This is a genomic window from Salinivibrio sp. PR5, assembly GCF_001996085.1.
GTDB lineage: Bacteria > Pseudomonadota > Gammaproteobacteria > Enterobacterales > Vibrionaceae > Salinivibrio > Salinivibrio proteolyticus.
Genome location: NZ_MUFK01000002.1, coordinates 89,388 through 103,897, shown reverse-complemented (window position 1 = coordinate 103,897; position 14,510 = coordinate 89,388). Strand labels below are relative to the sequence as shown.

13 protein-coding genes and 1 tRNA gene are annotated in these 14,510 nt (G+C 48.9%); 12 read left to right on the top strand and 2 right to left on the bottom strand.

The annotated features are described in order from the left end of the window. The first annotated feature begins 116 nt into the window (after positions 1-116). The 6 genes from truA (at position 117) to purF (ending at position 5,970) form a co-directional block, all read left to right on the top strand. The gene (truA, locus tag BZG82_RS01925; protein ID WP_077481794.1) at positions 117-920 is read left to right on the top strand and encodes a tRNA pseudouridine(38-40) synthase TruA; all 804 of its coding nucleotides are present in this window, start codon (positions 117-119) and stop codon (positions 918-920) included. Positions 921-1,070: 150 nt separating this feature from the next. Continuing rightward, positions 1,071-1,988 (top strand): acetyl-CoA carboxylase, carboxyltransferase subunit beta, encoded by a 918-nt coding sequence (gene accD / locus BZG82_RS01920; protein ID WP_077481796.1) that lies wholly within the window; start codon positions 1,071-1,073, stop codon positions 1,986-1,988. Positions 1,989-2,056: 68 nt separating this feature from the next. Further along, positions 2,057-3,307, top strand: coding sequence for a bifunctional tetrahydrofolate synthase/dihydrofolate synthase (gene folC / locus BZG82_RS01915; protein ID WP_077765037.1), 1,251 nt, complete (start codon positions 2,057-2,059; stop codon positions 3,305-3,307). 12 nt (positions 3,308-3,319) lie between these two features. Continuing rightward, positions 3,320-3,865: an SPOR domain-containing protein gene (locus BZG82_RS01910; RefSeq protein WP_077765036.1), complete on the top strand. Its 546-nt coding sequence runs from the start codon at positions 3,320-3,322 to the stop codon at positions 3,863-3,865. Positions 3,866-3,926: 61 nt separating this feature from the next. Next, entirely contained in the window at positions 3,927-4,424 is a 498-nt protein-coding gene (locus BZG82_RS01905; protein ID WP_077455687.1) for a CvpA family protein, read from the top strand. A 31-nt stretch (positions 4,425-4,455) separates the two neighbouring features. After that, on the top strand, positions 4,456-5,970 hold the full coding sequence (gene purF, locus BZG82_RS01900; protein WP_077674272.1) for an amidophosphoribosyltransferase: 1,515 nt from the start codon (positions 4,456-4,458) through the stop codon (positions 5,968-5,970). Between the two features lie 113 nt (positions 5,971-6,083). Here the strand turns inward: purF and BZG82_RS01895 are convergent, their stop codons facing one another. Further along, positions 6,084-6,683 (bottom strand): Yip1 family protein, encoded by a 600-nt coding sequence (locus BZG82_RS01895; protein WP_077481804.1) that lies wholly within the window; start codon positions 6,681-6,683, stop codon positions 6,084-6,086. 540 nt (positions 6,684-7,223) lie between these two features. Here BZG82_RS01895 and BZG82_RS01890 point away from each other — a divergent pair. Both BZG82_RS01890 and rfaH read left to right on the top strand, forming a co-directional pair. After that, positions 7,224-8,279, top strand: coding sequence for a response regulator (locus BZG82_RS01890; RefSeq protein WP_077480671.1), 1,056 nt, complete (start codon positions 7,224-7,226; stop codon positions 8,277-8,279). A 132-nt stretch (positions 8,280-8,411) separates the two neighbouring features. Next, positions 8,412-8,909 carry a transcription/translation regulatory transformer protein RfaH gene (gene rfaH / locus BZG82_RS01885; protein ID WP_077662255.1) on the top strand — a complete coding sequence of 166 codons (498 nt, stop codon included), beginning with the start codon at positions 8,412-8,414 and terminating at the stop codon, positions 8,907-8,909. 222 nt (positions 8,910-9,131) lie between these two features. Here the strand turns inward: rfaH and folD are convergent, their stop codons facing one another. Next, complete coding sequence (gene folD / locus BZG82_RS01880) at positions 9,132-9,989, bottom strand: bifunctional methylenetetrahydrofolate dehydrogenase/methenyltetrahydrofolate cyclohydrolase FolD (RefSeq protein ID WP_077480675.1); 858 nt, start codon at positions 9,987-9,989, stop codon at positions 9,132-9,134. 296 nt (positions 9,990-10,285) lie between these two features. Between folD and BZG82_RS01875 the strand changes: the two genes are divergently transcribed. The 4 genes from BZG82_RS01875 (at position 10,286) to clpX (ending at position 14,457) form a co-directional block, all read left to right on the top strand. Further along, a tRNA-Arg gene (locus BZG82_RS01875) sits at positions 10,286-10,362 on the top strand. A 345-nt stretch (positions 10,363-10,707) separates the two neighbouring features. After that, complete coding sequence (gene tig, locus BZG82_RS01870; protein WP_077480677.1) at positions 10,708-12,012, top strand: trigger factor; 1,305 nt, start codon at positions 10,708-10,710, stop codon at positions 12,010-12,012. Positions 12,013-12,290: 278 nt separating this feature from the next. Continuing rightward, complete coding sequence (gene clpP / locus BZG82_RS01865) at positions 12,291-12,914, top strand: ATP-dependent Clp endopeptidase proteolytic subunit ClpP (protein WP_069590560.1); 624 nt, start codon at positions 12,291-12,293, stop codon at positions 12,912-12,914. Between the two features lie 265 nt (positions 12,915-13,179). Continuing rightward, positions 13,180-14,457: an ATP-dependent protease ATP-binding subunit ClpX gene (gene clpX, locus BZG82_RS01860; protein WP_069590558.1), complete on the top strand. Its 1,278-nt coding sequence runs from the start codon at positions 13,180-13,182 to the stop codon at positions 14,455-14,457. Positions 14,458-14,510 lie beyond the last annotated feature (53 nt).

Sequence of the window (14,510 nt, the reverse complement as noted above, 5' to 3'; positions counted from 1 at the left end):
TTATCTTTGCGTTGGCGACATCGATGATTAAAGGAGCCCGGTATCGGACCTGCACATCGCATGCATTACGTATATAATGCGGCGCCTTAATAGTGAGTAAACGAAAAGGCACAAGCATGAGAGTCGCGTTAGGCATTGAATATGATGGAGCGCAGTTTTACGGTTGGCAGCGCCAGCGAGAAGTTACCAGCGTACAAGCGCACCTAGAGCGTGCTTTATCCGTCGTAGCTAACCAAACTGTCGATGTTCAATGTGCTGGACGAACCGATGCTGGTGTCCATGGCACTGGTCAAGTGGTGCACTTTGATGTGGATAGCCAGCGGCCGTTAAAAGCATGGACACTGGGTGTGAATGCCAATTTACCGGATGCGATTGCTGTTCGTTGGGCAAAAGAGGTGCCTGACAGCTTTCACGCTCGGTTTAGCGCGACCGCACGTCGTTACCGCTATATCATCTACAATCACCCTCTACGTCCGGGCATTTTAGCCAAGGGGGTCAGCCATTATTATGGTGAGTTGGATGAAACCTTAATGCATCAGGCCGGTCAGTACTTACTGGGGGAAAACGACTTTTCCTCGTTCCGCGCTGCGCAGTGTCAGTCAAAATCACCGTGGCGAAATGTGATGCATTTGTCGGTGAGTCGTCGCGAGCGTTACATTATCATCGATATTAAAGCGAATGCATTTGTTCATCATATGGTGCGGAATATCGCAGGTAGCTTGATGGCTGTGGGCCGAAAAGAACATCCTCCCGAGTGGATTGAATGGCTGCTGGCCCAAAAAGATCGCACCTTAGCAGCCGCCACCGCCAAAGCGGAAGGCTTGTATTTGGTTGAGGTTGATTATCCGCAAGAGTTTGCGCTGCCCGATGCGCCGATTGGCCCCCTGTTTTTACCCGATGAGGTCATTAAACGGGCTTAAATAGTAGCGCGTCAAAAGGTAGAGCGAAGAATAGGTAGTACCAGTTTTTTATCCCAAGTCTGACTGACTTGTGATTTAATTCGGTCTAATTTGTTACGAATCCAAGATGGACGTCCTATGCGGACGCCCATGATTAAGTAAAGGTTGTCCATGAGCTGGCTTGAAAAAATCCTAACGAAAAGCAACATTGGTTCATCGCGCAAAGCATCCATTCCTGAAGGGGTGTGGACCAAGTGTACGTCCTGTGACCAAGTGCTTTATCACGCAGATGTAGAGCGTAACCTAGAGGTGTGCCCTAAGTGTGATCATCACATGCGCATTCCTGCTCGTCGCCGCCTTGATGTGTTTCTCGACAAAGATGGTCGCGAAGAGATTGCCGCTGAGCTTGAGCCGAAAGATGTGCTAAAGTTTCGTGACTCGAAAAAATATAAAGACCGCCTTTCTGCGGCACAAAAATCGAGTGGTGAGAAGGACGCACTGATCGTCATGAAAGGAACCGTGTTAGAGGTTCCCGTGGTTGCCTGTGCCTTTGAATTTAAGTTCATGGGTGGCTCAATGGGTGCCGTTGTAGGTGCGCGTTTTGTGAAAGCAGTAGAAACTGCGATCGAGAATAACTGTGGTCTGGTGTGTTTTTCTGCTAGCGGTGGCGCGCGTATGCAAGAAGCCTTGATGTCGCTGATGCAGATGGCAAAAACTAGCGCTGCGCTGGAGCGTCTTTCTCGCCATAAGCTGCCGTTTATCTCGGTGATGACCGATCCAACCTATGGTGGCGTTACCGCCAGTTTCGCAATGCTTGGCGACGTCAATGTCGCGGAACCTAAAGCCATCATTGGTTTTGCGGGCCGTCGCGTGATTGAGCAAACAGTACGTGAAAAGTTACCTGAAGGCTTTCAGACCAGTGAATTCTTGCTCGAGCATGGTGCCATCGACATGATTGTTGATCGTCGCGAAATGCGTCAGCGCTTGGCAGGGCTGCTTGCGAAGCTGAGCAATGTAAAATCACCATTGGTGGTTGACGTTGAACAAGACAAGCCACAAGAAGACGAGCAATCTGCTTCTCAAGAGTAAGATTTGACCGTGTTCCTCAGCGTTATCCTTGGTATTATCTACCCATCATGTAGCAACTGACCAAGTTAATGTCTGAACAATGCATTCCTACAGCCACGTCCCCGCTATCGACGTGGCTGTCTTATCTTGAATCCATCCATACCAGCGCGATTGACTTAGGTTTAGAACGCGTTGCCCACGTTGCCGAGCATGCGCAATTGACCAAACCTGCTCCAAAGATCATAACGGTGGCGGGTACCAACGGGAAGGGAACGAGCTGTGCACTGCTCGAGGCGATCTTGCAGAATGCGGGCTATCGCACTGGCGTATATAGCTCTCCTCACCTTGTTCATTACAACGAACGCGTGCGTATTAATGGCAAACCATTAGACGATGCGGCGCATTGCCAAGCATTCGCCGCCATTGAGAAAGCGCGCGGAGAAACTAGCCTGAGCTTTTTTGAGTTTGGTACCTTGGCGGCGTTGCAGCTATTTAAGCAGCACGAGCTTGATGTCGTGATCCTAGAGGTCGGCCTTGGGGGACGCTTAGACGCAACAAATGTGGTCGAGCATGACGTATCAGTGATCACTAGTCTAGCGCTGGATCATTGTGATTGGCTCGGCGATGACATCGACCAAATCGGTTATGAAAAAGCGGGGATTTTCCGTGCGGGTAAACCGGCGATTTGTGGTCAACCTGCGCCTCCTCCGAGTGTTGCTGCGCATGCGGACGCGATTGGTGCAGACTTGTATCAAATTGGTTATCAGTATCACTATGTACAGCAAGGTGATACTTGGTGTTGGCATGCCGGTGCCTTTGATATGGATGCGCTGCCAGTTCCTCATATTCCTATGCAAAATGCGGCAACGGCATTAATGGCGCTTGGGGTCGCAGAGCTGGATATCGCTGACACGCACATCACCGAGGCATTGCGAACCCTCACTGTGCCTGGCCGGATGCAAGTTATTTCAAGCCAGCCTTACACCGTGTTTGACGTCGCTCATAACCCGCACGCTGCGCAATATTTGGCGGATAGGTTAGCGACCATTAAGCAGGATAGAGGCGGAAACATCCATGCTGTGGTTGCTATGCTGGCAGATAAAGATATTGCCGGCACGTTAGCGTGCTTTGAGGGAATTGTTGACCATTGGTATCCCGCTTCCTTGAGTGTCGCGCGGGGGGCTCCGGCGAGTGCTTTGCCCGTAAACGCAGAGGAGCGGTTTGATACCCCTTATCACGCTTATCAAGCGGCCTACCAAGCGGCGGAACCCGAGCGTGATTGTGTGGTCGTATTCGGGTCGTTCCATACCGTGGGGCAAGTGAGTGAACAGATTAATTAAAACGGAGTCGATGTGGCCAGTAAGTTGCAAAAACGATTAGTCGGTACGCTGGTATTGGTGTCAATGGGGGTGATTTTTTTGCCAGATGTTCTGGATGGCAAAAAAGAGCACTATCAAGAGAGCTATGAAAGTATTCCTCTGCGCGATGATTTTGATGCGTCTGTGACAGAAACCCCGATTGCTGAACCACAAGTGGCCGATGTTGCTGTGCCTGACACCTCGGTAAAAACGACTGACGAAGAAGGGAGCGTATCCCATCAGCGTGAAACGCCCCCTGACTCAACGGCATCTGAGTCGATCGCCACGGCAGATGGTGCGTGGATGATTCGTCTTGGTACCTTCCGCAATCAGGAGAATGCGCGCCGGTTGGTTAGCCAATTGCGTGAGAAAGGTTATCAAGCCCATATTTTGCCACGGGATCTGAAACCTGATGACCTTGCCAAAGTGGTTGTAGGTCCAAATGTGTCTAAAAACACACTGGAATCTCAATTGGCAGACTTAGAATCTCTCACCGGGTTGAAAGGGCAATTGCGCAAATTTGACCCACTTACCCAATAAGAAAACGTTTGCGTGAGCATTTTTTCTGTTAGAATGCGCGCGTCTCGAGCAAGTGAATAACATGATTTGGATTGATTACCTGATTCTTGGCGTCATTGGTTTTTCGGCGCTGGTTAGCGTTATCCGAGGCTTTGTCAAAGAGGCATTGTCTTTGGTTATTTGGTTTGGTGCTTTTTTTGTCGCCAGCCAATTTTATCCGCAACTTGCGGTGTATCTCACCAACATACAGGATGCGGTGATCCGTAACGGAACCGCTATTGCCTTACTGTTTATTGCTACCCTCATTGTGGGTGCAGTGGTCAATTATGTGATTGCCCAGTTAGTGCAAAAAACAGGACTATCAGGGACAGATAGAGTGTTGGGGATTGTGTTCGGAAGTGTTCGTGGGGTGTTGATTGTCGCCGCAGTCTTGTTTTTCTTGGATGCGTTTACGTCAGTATCAAAAACCCAAGCATGGGGACAATCTGAACTGATTCCTAATTTTGCTGTGGTTATTGAATGGTTCTTTAACTACCTCGAGAACAGTTCCAGTTTCTTACCTAAGATCGCGGGGTCTTAGGCTGGTTTACGCGTAACAAGGAATAGCTGACATGTGTGGTATTGTTGGAATCGTAGGGGCCAATCCGGTCAACCAGTCCATCTATGATGCGTTAACGGTGCTACAGCACCGCGGCCAAGATGCAGCCGGGATTGTCACCATCGACGACAATCGTTTCCGCCTTCGCAAAGCAAACGGCTTGGTGAAGGATGTTTTTCAACTCAAACATATGCAACGTTTACAAGGTCATGTCGGTATTGGCCATGTGCGTTATCCAACCGCCGGCAGTTCTAGTGCCTCAGAAGCGCAGCCATTTTATGTCAACTCTCCCTATGGAATAACCTTGGCGCATAATGGGAATTTGACCAATGCAGAAGCACTCCGTCATTCCTTGTTTGAAAAAGACCGCCGCCACCTAAATACCACCTCAGATTCTGAAATCCTCCTCAACGTGCTTGCGCACCAGCTTTCTAACGCCGTGTCACATCCGCTTACCGCCGATGATATGTTTGCTGCCGTCCGCTCGGTGCATGAGCAGGTATCGGGTGCCTACGCGGTGGTATCCATGATTATTGGTCATGGCATGATTGCCTTCCGTGACCCGCATGGTATTCGTCCCCTGTGTTTGGGCAAGCGTGAAGAGCAAGGCCAAGTTGAATACATGGTTGCTTCAGAGTCGGTTGCACTTGATGCGGTTGGTTTTGACTTTGTTCGTGATGTGGCCCCGGGTGAAGCCGTCTACATTACTTTCGATGGCCAACTTCACACGTGCCAATGTGCAGCCTCACCAAGTTTGCACCCGTGTATTTTTGAGTTCGTTTATTTCTCTCGCCCTGATTCGTTTATCGATAAAATCTCGGTGTATGGTGCGCGCGTTCGTATGGGACAAAAATTGGGTGCGAAAATACAGCGTGAATGGGAAGAGATGGACATTGATGTGGTCATCCCGATTCCTGAAACGTCCTGTGATATTGCGCTCGAAATTGCGCAGGTGCTCGGCAAGCCCTATCGACAAGGGTTTGTAAAAAACCGCTATGTAGGCCGCACGTTTATCATGCCCGGTCAACAAATGCGCCGTAAATCAGTGCGCCGCAAGCTCAATGCAATTCGCTCAGAATTTAAAGATAAGCGCGTTTTGTTGGTGGATGACTCGATTGTGCGTGGTACGACGTCGGAGCAGATCATCGAAATGGCGCGTGAAGCCGGTGCGAAAGAAGTGTATATCGCTTCCGCAGCACCAGAAGTGCGCTTCCCCAACGTGTATGGTATTGATATGCCCAGTGCCAATGAGCTGATTGCTCATGGACGAGAAGTGGATGAAATTACCAAACTGATTGGTGCCGACGGTTTGATATATCAAGACCTAAGCGATCTTGTTGCCGCTGTCGGTGAGGCTAACCCAGCCATAGAACGTTTTGAAACCTCTGTGTTTAGTGGTGAGTACGTGACCAATGATGTTGACCAAGCGTATTTGGAGTACGTACAAAGCTTACGTAGCGATGATGCAAAAACGGTTCGTGAACAACAACAAGAGCTTGCCAATTTGGAGATCCACAACGAAAGCTAAAAGCCCGTGGATAGGGTGATAATGACGAAAAAAGCCGCATTCGATGCGGCTTTTTTATCTTTGACGGCACGCGCCAACGCATTTAGGCGCTGGCCGCCCTATTCATCACCATGCTAGTGCGTAAACACAGGCCCAATTCCAACGTTCCACAGAATCACTGACGATGCCAAAATGGCGACCAGTAACACCAAACCGCAAGTGACCACCGAACTTGCGTAGATAAAGCCGCGCTCTTCAGGAATCTCCATAAGAATGGGTACACCGGTGTAGAGTAAATATACCGAGTAGGCGATCCCTATGAGCCCGATAATCATCACAAACCATACAACTGGATATAAGGTTGCTAGTCCAACCATGAAAATTGGCGTAGCGGTGTAAGCTGCCAGCTCCAAGCATTGGGTATAGGTGGGGGCGGAACCAAAGGTTCGACTCATCCACAACGTGAGGTAGGCAAGCGCGCATACACCACCGATTAGTGCTAGGTACATTGCACTGGCGATAAACAATGCGCTTTGTGCAGTGAGAAAGATCGGTTCTCCTACCCCGATTTTCCAGCCGATGTTTACACTGGAGTAATAAGCGCAAACTGGCGGGATCAGCGCCAATAACAGTGCATGGCCGATACTGTGTGACGCGCCTTCATGTCGCTCGCCAATGGTCTTCCATTCCTTTTTCGGGTGAGTATATAACCCGATAAGATGACTCAAAATCATAGCTACCCCCACTTATCCTTCCTGAATCGGTGCAATCGCCACCACAAAAAGGTTGCCCTGTTTGAGACTGTCTATGCACTGTGATTAACCGACGCAAAACAAACTTACATATAGTTAACATTTAGTCGGAAAGGCTTGAATATGCAAGTATTCACACTATAGAACGAACAAGGACTGCTACACGTATAAGCGAGGCATAGATAATGGTAGAGAGGGGGCATAAACGTAGATAACTAATGCACGTTTGCACGTTGTGTGATGGTTCTCATGTTTTAGACAGGATTTTTGTCGTGTTAATACCGAGTAGCGTACTGTGATAGCGTAATTGATTTGCAAGCCTTTTTTATGCTGTCGACCGTTGGCTTGAGTGAGGTGTCTAGCAAAGCAGTAACAAAAACTCCATTTTAAACAGCTGTTTATATCCCTTTATCGATTTAATTATCATTATTATCGTCCTGAGAGTTTGAGTTCAACTATTCTTATCGGGTAATGTCGAGTGGGAGACAGCCGCTGCTTTGCAGTCCTGGAGGAGAGAGCATCGTGTTGCATAGTAAAGAAATCTTGATCGTTGAAGACGATCCCGTATTCAGCCGTATGATCGCATCGTTTCTCGAGCGTGAAGGCGCGACGGTGCGTGAGGTTGAAAACGGATTAGAGGGATTGCAAGCGCTTCGTCAATCCATTCCCGACTTACTGATTAGCGATTTATCCATGCCAGTGATGACTGGCCTAGAATTTGTTGAAGAGGTGAGTGTGGAGTACCCCATGTTGCCGATGATTGTTATCTCCGGCACGGGAGGAATGACGGATGTTGCCCAAGCATTGCGGTTTGGCGTGAAAGATTTTCTGATTAAACCGATAGAAGACATTAGTGTGGTCAAAAAGGCCATTGAGACGGTGATTGATGATGCCAACGATGATGTCCGCGCGAATGACGATTTCAGTCAGCAGTGGTTTAAAGTGTGTGAAGATGCTGACCGCGGTGCCTCAGAGAACGAGCTTAAATGGCATTTAGATGCACTGAAGCATAACCCCGGCAGTGCACGTGAGCTTTTAATGGGATTGATGCCTGAGCCAGACTCCCAGCAAGGCGCGTGGCGCTTGTCCTATCATTCGCTCCAATCGGCCGACGCGAATCCGATTGTGCTCGATTACACGTGGCTGATGGGTGGAAAAATGGCCTTTTACGTTGTTGATTCTGCCTCGGCGGGAGAAGATGGAACGGCAACGACATTAATGATCCGGGCATTTTTCAATGAGTTTGTGCGTACCCAAGATGTCAATGAGCGTGGTTTTCTCACCTTGGTGAAGCGCATCGAAGATGCGATTAGGGCTTCATCTTATGCCTCTCCAATCCGAGCCATGTTTGGCGTACTAAATACTGTCGACAATCAGCTGGAGATCTTCCCGGCGGGACTCACCGCAACGGTTGATAGCTGTGGCACAACCAGTTTATTGCATAGCGCGCATTGGTTAGGGAAAGATGCCATTCATAGCCAGTTCCAATATGTCGATATGGGGGCGGGCGATGCGCGCGTATCACTAAGTGAAGTCGGACTGAACAGCTTCAGTGTGGATATCCAAAGAATTGCATAAAAAATAGTGCGGAAGCCGCGTTATAATGCGGCTTGCGCCTTGCTGCGTTGTGTTAACATCCGTATACTCATGTCGCTGTGTTGCTATGATTAAATGGCGTAGTGCGAAAGCCGATTTCAAGGACAGAACGACATGAAGCATTGGTATCTGCTCTACTGTAAACGCGCTGAACAACAACGCGCAGAGCAAAACTTAAAACGCCAAGGCGTAGACTGTTATTACCCCATCGTCACGGTTGAAAAACTTCGCCGTGGTAAATGCCAGCAAGTTGAAGAGCCCCTTTTCCCTAATTATGTCTTTGCTCACTTCGATCCTGAAGAAGTGCAATATACCTCTGTACGCTCAACGCGGGGCGTGGTCGATTTTGTTCGCCAAGGCGCCCATCCTATTCAAGTTGACCAATCGCTGATCCAGCAGCTTATGATCATGGAAGATAGCGACGAGCAGCGTGAAAAGCTTAATGATGGCTTTAAACCCGGCCAAGCGGTCACTATCCAAGCGGGGCAATTTGAGGGGGCGGAAGCGATTTTTAAGGAAAAAGACGGCGAGATGCGCTCTATTTTGTTGATCAAAATTCTTAATAAGCAGACTGAACTTCGCGTCGACAATCGATATGTGAGTGCTGGTTGAATCACAGAGCACGGCGAGTGACTGGCGTCAGGAGATTTAGGCCTCCTATATCTATGATGTCGGCTGCTCAATGCTATATATACATGCAGATGGCCTGACTGCTATTCCATACTGTTGATGTATTTCCTGGCATAGCAATTGTCTCGAAGCGTCAGAGCCGGAACCGGCGCTGTTGATGTAAAAAAGCCGGCGGTCAGCCGGCTTCTTCTCATCATGACACGATTAGGCGTCGTGGTATTGCTCGCAGGCCATCAAGGTATTCTCAATCAGTGTCGCCACCGTCATTGGGCCAACACCGCCGGGAACAGGCGTGATATGGCTTGCCTTTTCGTATGCCACGTCATAGTCAATATCACCGATTAGCTGGCCGTTATCCATGCGATTAATCCCCACATCAATCACAATCGCACCGGGCTTAATCCACTCGCCGGGAATAAATTTAGGTTTACCGACGGCGACCACTAACACATCGGCTTGACGTACATGCGCTTCGAGATCTTGGGTAAAACGATGGCAAGTGGTTGTGGTACATCCGGCGAGGAGCAACTCTAGTGTCATCGGACGGCCGACAATGTTTGAGGCACCGACCACAACGGCATGTTTGCCACGCAAAGGTACGTTGTAGCGGTCAAGTAAGGTGATGATCCCTTTTGGAGTGCAGGAACGCAGGGTTGGCATACGTTGGCACAAACGGCCCACATTGTAAGGATGGAAGCCGTCGACGTCTTTGTCGGGACGGATACGTTCAAGGACAGAGGTAGCATCAATGCCCGCAGGTAAAGGCAGTTGCACCAAGATACCATCGATGGTGTCGTCATCATTGAGTGTATCGATCAGCGTCAGTAATTCATGCTGAGAGCAGGTTGACGGCAAATCGTAAGAGCGAGAGACAAAGCCCACTTCATCACAGACGCGACGCTTACTGCCCACATAGACCTGTGACGCTGGATCGTCACCCACTAAAATCACGGCAAGCCCGGGCGCACGGCGTCCCGCTTCTTTACGGGCAGCAACACGTGCTGCGACTTCTCGACGCACCGTTTGCGCGATCAGTTTTCCATCAATGATTTGTGCGGCCATAAGTATCCTTTGGCTAAGAGAGCAAAAAACGGGTCGATATTGTGACAAACTTTGGGCGTAAAAGCTATTGCGCAAACGTTTGCTTTTGGTGGTTTGGTGGCAGAGAAACCGTCAAAGTCATTGTGAATCAAAGGTGTTGTGCCAGATATCGCCTTATATTGGTTGGAGGAGCTCCACACAAAAGGGCTTTTATGCCGCGCGAACTGGCGTGCTTTTGAGCAACTGATTAGACATTTCGGTGAAAACCGTTGACGACGCCTGACCTCGCTTTATAATCCCCGCTGCATATCTATTTTGCGCCCTTAGCTCAGTTGGATAGAGCAACGGCCTTCTAAGCCGTGGGTCACAGGTTCGAATCCTGTAGGGCGTGCCATTTCTCTTGTTCTCGCTAGTGAAAATACTCTCCCATTTCTGCTCAAAAGCTAACCAAACAGTGCAAAAACACAAAAAGATGTGATCTTGCCCGGTTGAATTGTGAGATATCACCCCAATTTCGATATTGAAACGCCATCGGTCGCCCCTTGTCTCGACTCAGTTGACGGGTGCCGCTATAATAGCGCGTCTTAATTTTCAGTCTCGGATGAGATAGCTCGATACGCCAATTGCGTGTATCCGGATTCGCAGGGGCTATGACGGATTCATAGCTCGGATGATGACACCAGTAAAAACTGGTCAACATCACTCAGTACCCCTGAGTAAATTTGAGGTTAATTTTATAATGCAAGTTACCGTTGAAACCACCGAAGGCCTAAAGCGCCAAATGACCATCACTGTGCCTGCTGCAAACATTGAAGACGCAGTCACGAAAGAGCTACGCAACATTGCTAAAAATCGTCGTTTTGATGGTTTCCGTAAAGGTAAAGTACCTTTGAAAATGGTTTCTCGCATGTATGGCGATGCAGTACGCCAAGACGTGCTGGGCGAGGTAATGCAGCGTCATTTCATCGAAGCCATCATCCAAGAGAAAACTAATCCAGCAGGCGCGCCAACCTTTACACCGGTAGAGAATGAAGCGGGTAAAGATCTGGTATTCAAAGCTGAATTTGAAGTGTACCCAGAAGTTGAACTGCAAGGTTTGGAAGCGATCGAAGTTGAAAAACCGCACGCAGAAGTACAAGACAGCGACGTTGAAGAAATGCTGACTACCCTGCGTAAGCAGCAAGCGAACTGGGTTGAAGCTGACGGTGAAGTAAAAGAAGATAGCCGTGTAACGCTAGACTTCACAGGTACCATTGACGGCGAAGAATTCGAAGGCGGTAAAGCGGAAGGCTTCCAGCTAGTCATGGGCCAAGGCCGCATGATCCCTGGTTTCGAAGATGGCTTGGTTGGCAAAAAAGCGGGTGAAGAATTCACTATCGACGTCAACTTCCCAGAAGACTACCACGCTGAGAACCTAAAAGGTAAAGCGGCGCAGTTCGCGATCAAACTTCACACTGTTGAAGCGCAAGAATTGCCAGAGCTAACTGAAGAGTTCGTTCAGCGCTTCGGTATTGCGGATGGCAGCGTTGAAGGCCTAAAAGCCGAAGTCCGTAAGAACATGGAACGCGAGCTGAAGCAAGCGATCAAAAACAAGATCAAAGAGCAAGTCCTTGACGGCTTGGTTGAGCAAAACCAAATCGACGTACCGTCTGCCTTGATCGATCAAGAAATCAATGTTCTGCGTCAGCAAGCGGCTCAACGCTTTGGTGGCAACATGGACAGCGCATCACAACTGCCACGTGAGCTGTTTGAAGAACAAGCCAAACGTCGTGTTAGCGTTGGCCTGCTGCTGGGTGAAGTGATCAAAGCAGAAGAGCTAGAAGCAGACGACGAGCGAGTTAAAGCTCTGATCGAAGAAATGGCTTCTGCATACGAAGATCCAGCAGAAGTGGTTGCTTACTACGAAAAAGATCAGAAGCTGATGGAAAACATGCGTAATGTCGCGCTTGAAGAGCAAGCGATCGACGCGCTGTTGGGTAAAGCGAAGGTTTCTGAAGCCAACGTTGGCTTTAGCGATCTGATGAACGCAGCACCACAAGCGTAAAAACGCAATAAAAAACGTGGGTGTTGTCATTGACACCCCGTTCATGTATCTGCATAAAATGGCCCTAATGACTTGTCATTTGGGCCATTTTTTCCGTCTAAGGTTCTATTCGACTGTCCGCCAATCATGCGATAGCGAAGGTAACTTTTGCTTAGAAAAGTGTCGATGAATCATCCAGCTGCGATCAACGACATAACATTTTAGTGACCTGTTACAGCGTTTTATGCTAAACCTTGGTTAAGGCGAGAGTTAACGAATTCGATTAGGGATATTACGCTATGAGCAATCAAGATAAACACGCAATGCCCCCCATCATGGATGCTTTGGTTCCCATGGTGGTTGAACAAACATCGCGAGGAGAGCGTTCCTACGATATCTACTCCCGCCTGTTGAAAGAACGCATCATTTTTCTAACTGGCCAAGTAGAAGATCAAATGGCCAACCTGATTGTGGCCCAGATGTTGTTCTTGGAGTCGGAGAATCCAGAAAAAGATATTTATCTGTATATCAACTCTCCAGGTGGTGTAGTGACCGCCGGTATGGCAATTTATGACACCATGCAGTTCATCAAACCGGATGTGAGCACACTGTGTACAGGCCAAGCCTGTTCAATGGGCTCTTTCCTGCTTGCGGGTGGTGCAAAGGGTAAGCGTTATTGCCTACCAAACTCACGCGTGATGATTCACCAACCACTTGGCGGTTTCCAAGGGCAGGCGTCAGATATTGAAATCCATGCCAAAGAAATGATCAAAACCAAGCATCGCCTGAATACCTTGCTGGCAGAGCATACGGGTCAGCCGATGGAGATTATCGAACGTGATACGGACCGCGATAATTTCATGTCTGCTCAAGAAGCGGTGGACTATGGCTTGGTTGACGCCGTACTCAATCAACGAGATTAAACCAGACGAATACCCTACATGCTTGGCGTGACAGCGGAAAAGACCATGGCTCGCCGGATTACATCCAAACATGGATGTAATGCTGGAGCGCACGGAATCCGGTATTGTTGCGCCAAGTAGAAAAGGTATACCGCTATGCATTGAAATGAGAGGATAACTTCTCATTCCCACACATGTAAGCGGATGTCGGGTCGGAAAAAGTGGCCGATTTGTTGTAAACTCAACAAAAGGCAACGATGGGCAAACGCCCCAAAGAGGTTAGCGAATGACAGACAAGCGAAAAGACGGTGGAAGCGGCAAGCTGCTTTACTGCTCGTTCTGTGGTAAGAGCCAACATGAAGTTCGCAAGTTAATTGCTGGGCCATCGGTCTACATTTGCGACGAGTGTGTCGACCTATGTAACGACATCATCCGTGAAGAAATCAAAGAAGTGATGCCAAAGCGTGAAGGGGATGCCCTTCCTACGCCGCGTGAAATCCGTGAGCATCTGGATGATTATGTTATCGGCCAAGAGCAAGCCAAAAAGGTACTGTCGGTTGCCGTGTACAACCACTACAAACGCTTGCGTAATGGCGATAAAAGCGCCGACGGCGTTGAACTTGGCAAAAGTAATATCTTGCTGATAGGCCCGACGGGTAGTGGTAAAACCCTACTGGCTGAGACGCTTGCGCGTTTCCTTGATGTACCATTTACCATGGCGGATGCCACCACATTGACCGAAGCGGGTTATGTCGGTGAAGACGTCGAAAACATTATCCAAAAGCTGCTGCAAAAGTGTGACTATGATGTCGCCAAAGCAGAGCGCGGTATTGTATATATTGATGAGATTGACAAAATCTCACGCAAATCAGATAACCCATCGATCACGCGAGACGTATCGGGTGAGGGTGTGCAGCAAGCCCTACTCAAATTGGTCGAAGGCACGGTGGCATCGGTTCCACCTCAAGGTGGCCGCAAGCATCCGCAACAAGAGTTCTTGCAAGTCGATACCTCGAAAATCCTCTTTATCTGTGGCGGTGCATTCGCTGGGTTGGATAAAGTGGTTGAGCAGCGTGTCGATAAGGGGTCTGGCATCGGTTTTGGTGCAGAAGTCCGAGGTGCAAGCGACAAGTCAGCGGACGAGTTTTTCGGTAAAGTTGAACCAGAAGATTTGGTCAAATACGGCTTGATCCCTGAGTTTATCGGTCGTTTACCTGTCACTGCGGTGCTTAAAGAATTGGACGAGCATGCGCTTGTGCAGATTTTGCGAGAGCCGAAAAACGCGCTAACCAAGCAATACAGTGCATTGCTAGAGTTAGACGGGGTTGAACTTGAGTTCCGTGATGACGCGCTTCGTGCCATCGCTAAGAAAGCCATGGAACGCAAGACAGGTGCTCGCGGTCTACGCTCAATCGTAGAAGCTGTGTTGTTGGATACCATGTACGACTTGCCATCGAGTAAAGAGGTAAGCAAGGTGGTGATTGACGAATCAGTGATCCGTGGTGAGTCAGCACCGCTATTGATATATGAACACGCTGATAGCCAAGCAGCTGGTGGTGAATAACCGCGAGTATTGCGTGTAACCTTATCAGTGGTAAAAGAAAAGGGAGTGATTGC

What these genes read in the sequence shown, in the direction of transcription:
- folC (WP_077765037.1), top strand. Translation starts at nt 2,057, where the DNA reads ATGTCTGAACAATGCATTCCTACAGCCACGTCCCCGCTATCGACGTGG.
- tig (WP_077480677.1), top strand. Translation starts at nt 10,708, where the DNA reads ATGCAAGTTACCGTTGAAACCACCGAAGGCCTAAAGCGCCAAATGACC.
- purF (WP_077674272.1), top strand. Translation starts at nt 4,456, where the DNA reads ATGTGTGGTATTGTTGGAATCGTAGGGGCCAATCCGGTCAACCAGTCC.
- rfaH (WP_077662255.1), top strand. Translation starts at nt 8,412, where the DNA reads ATGAAGCATTGGTATCTGCTCTACTGTAAACGCGCTGAACAACAACGC.
- folD (WP_077480675.1), bottom strand. Translation starts at nt 9,989, where the DNA reads ATGGCCGCACAAATCATTGATGGAAAACTGATCGCGCAAACGGTGCGT.
- clpP (WP_069590560.1), top strand. Translation starts at nt 12,291, where the DNA reads ATGAGCAATCAAGATAAACACGCAATGCCCCCCATCATGGATGCTTTG.
- BZG82_RS01895 (WP_077481804.1), bottom strand. Translation starts at nt 6,683, where the DNA reads ATGATTTTGAGTCATCTTATCGGGTTATATACTCACCCGAAAAAGGAA.
- accD (WP_077481796.1), top strand. Translation starts at nt 1,071, where the DNA reads ATGAGCTGGCTTGAAAAAATCCTAACGAAAAGCAACATTGGTTCATCG.
- clpX (WP_069590558.1), top strand. Translation starts at nt 13,180, where the DNA reads ATGACAGACAAGCGAAAAGACGGTGGAAGCGGCAAGCTGCTTTACTGC.
- truA (WP_077481794.1), top strand. Translation starts at nt 117, where the DNA reads ATGAGAGTCGCGTTAGGCATTGAATATGATGGAGCGCAGTTTTACGGT.
- BZG82_RS01905 (WP_077455687.1), top strand. Translation starts at nt 3,927, where the DNA reads ATGATTTGGATTGATTACCTGATTCTTGGCGTCATTGGTTTTTCGGCG.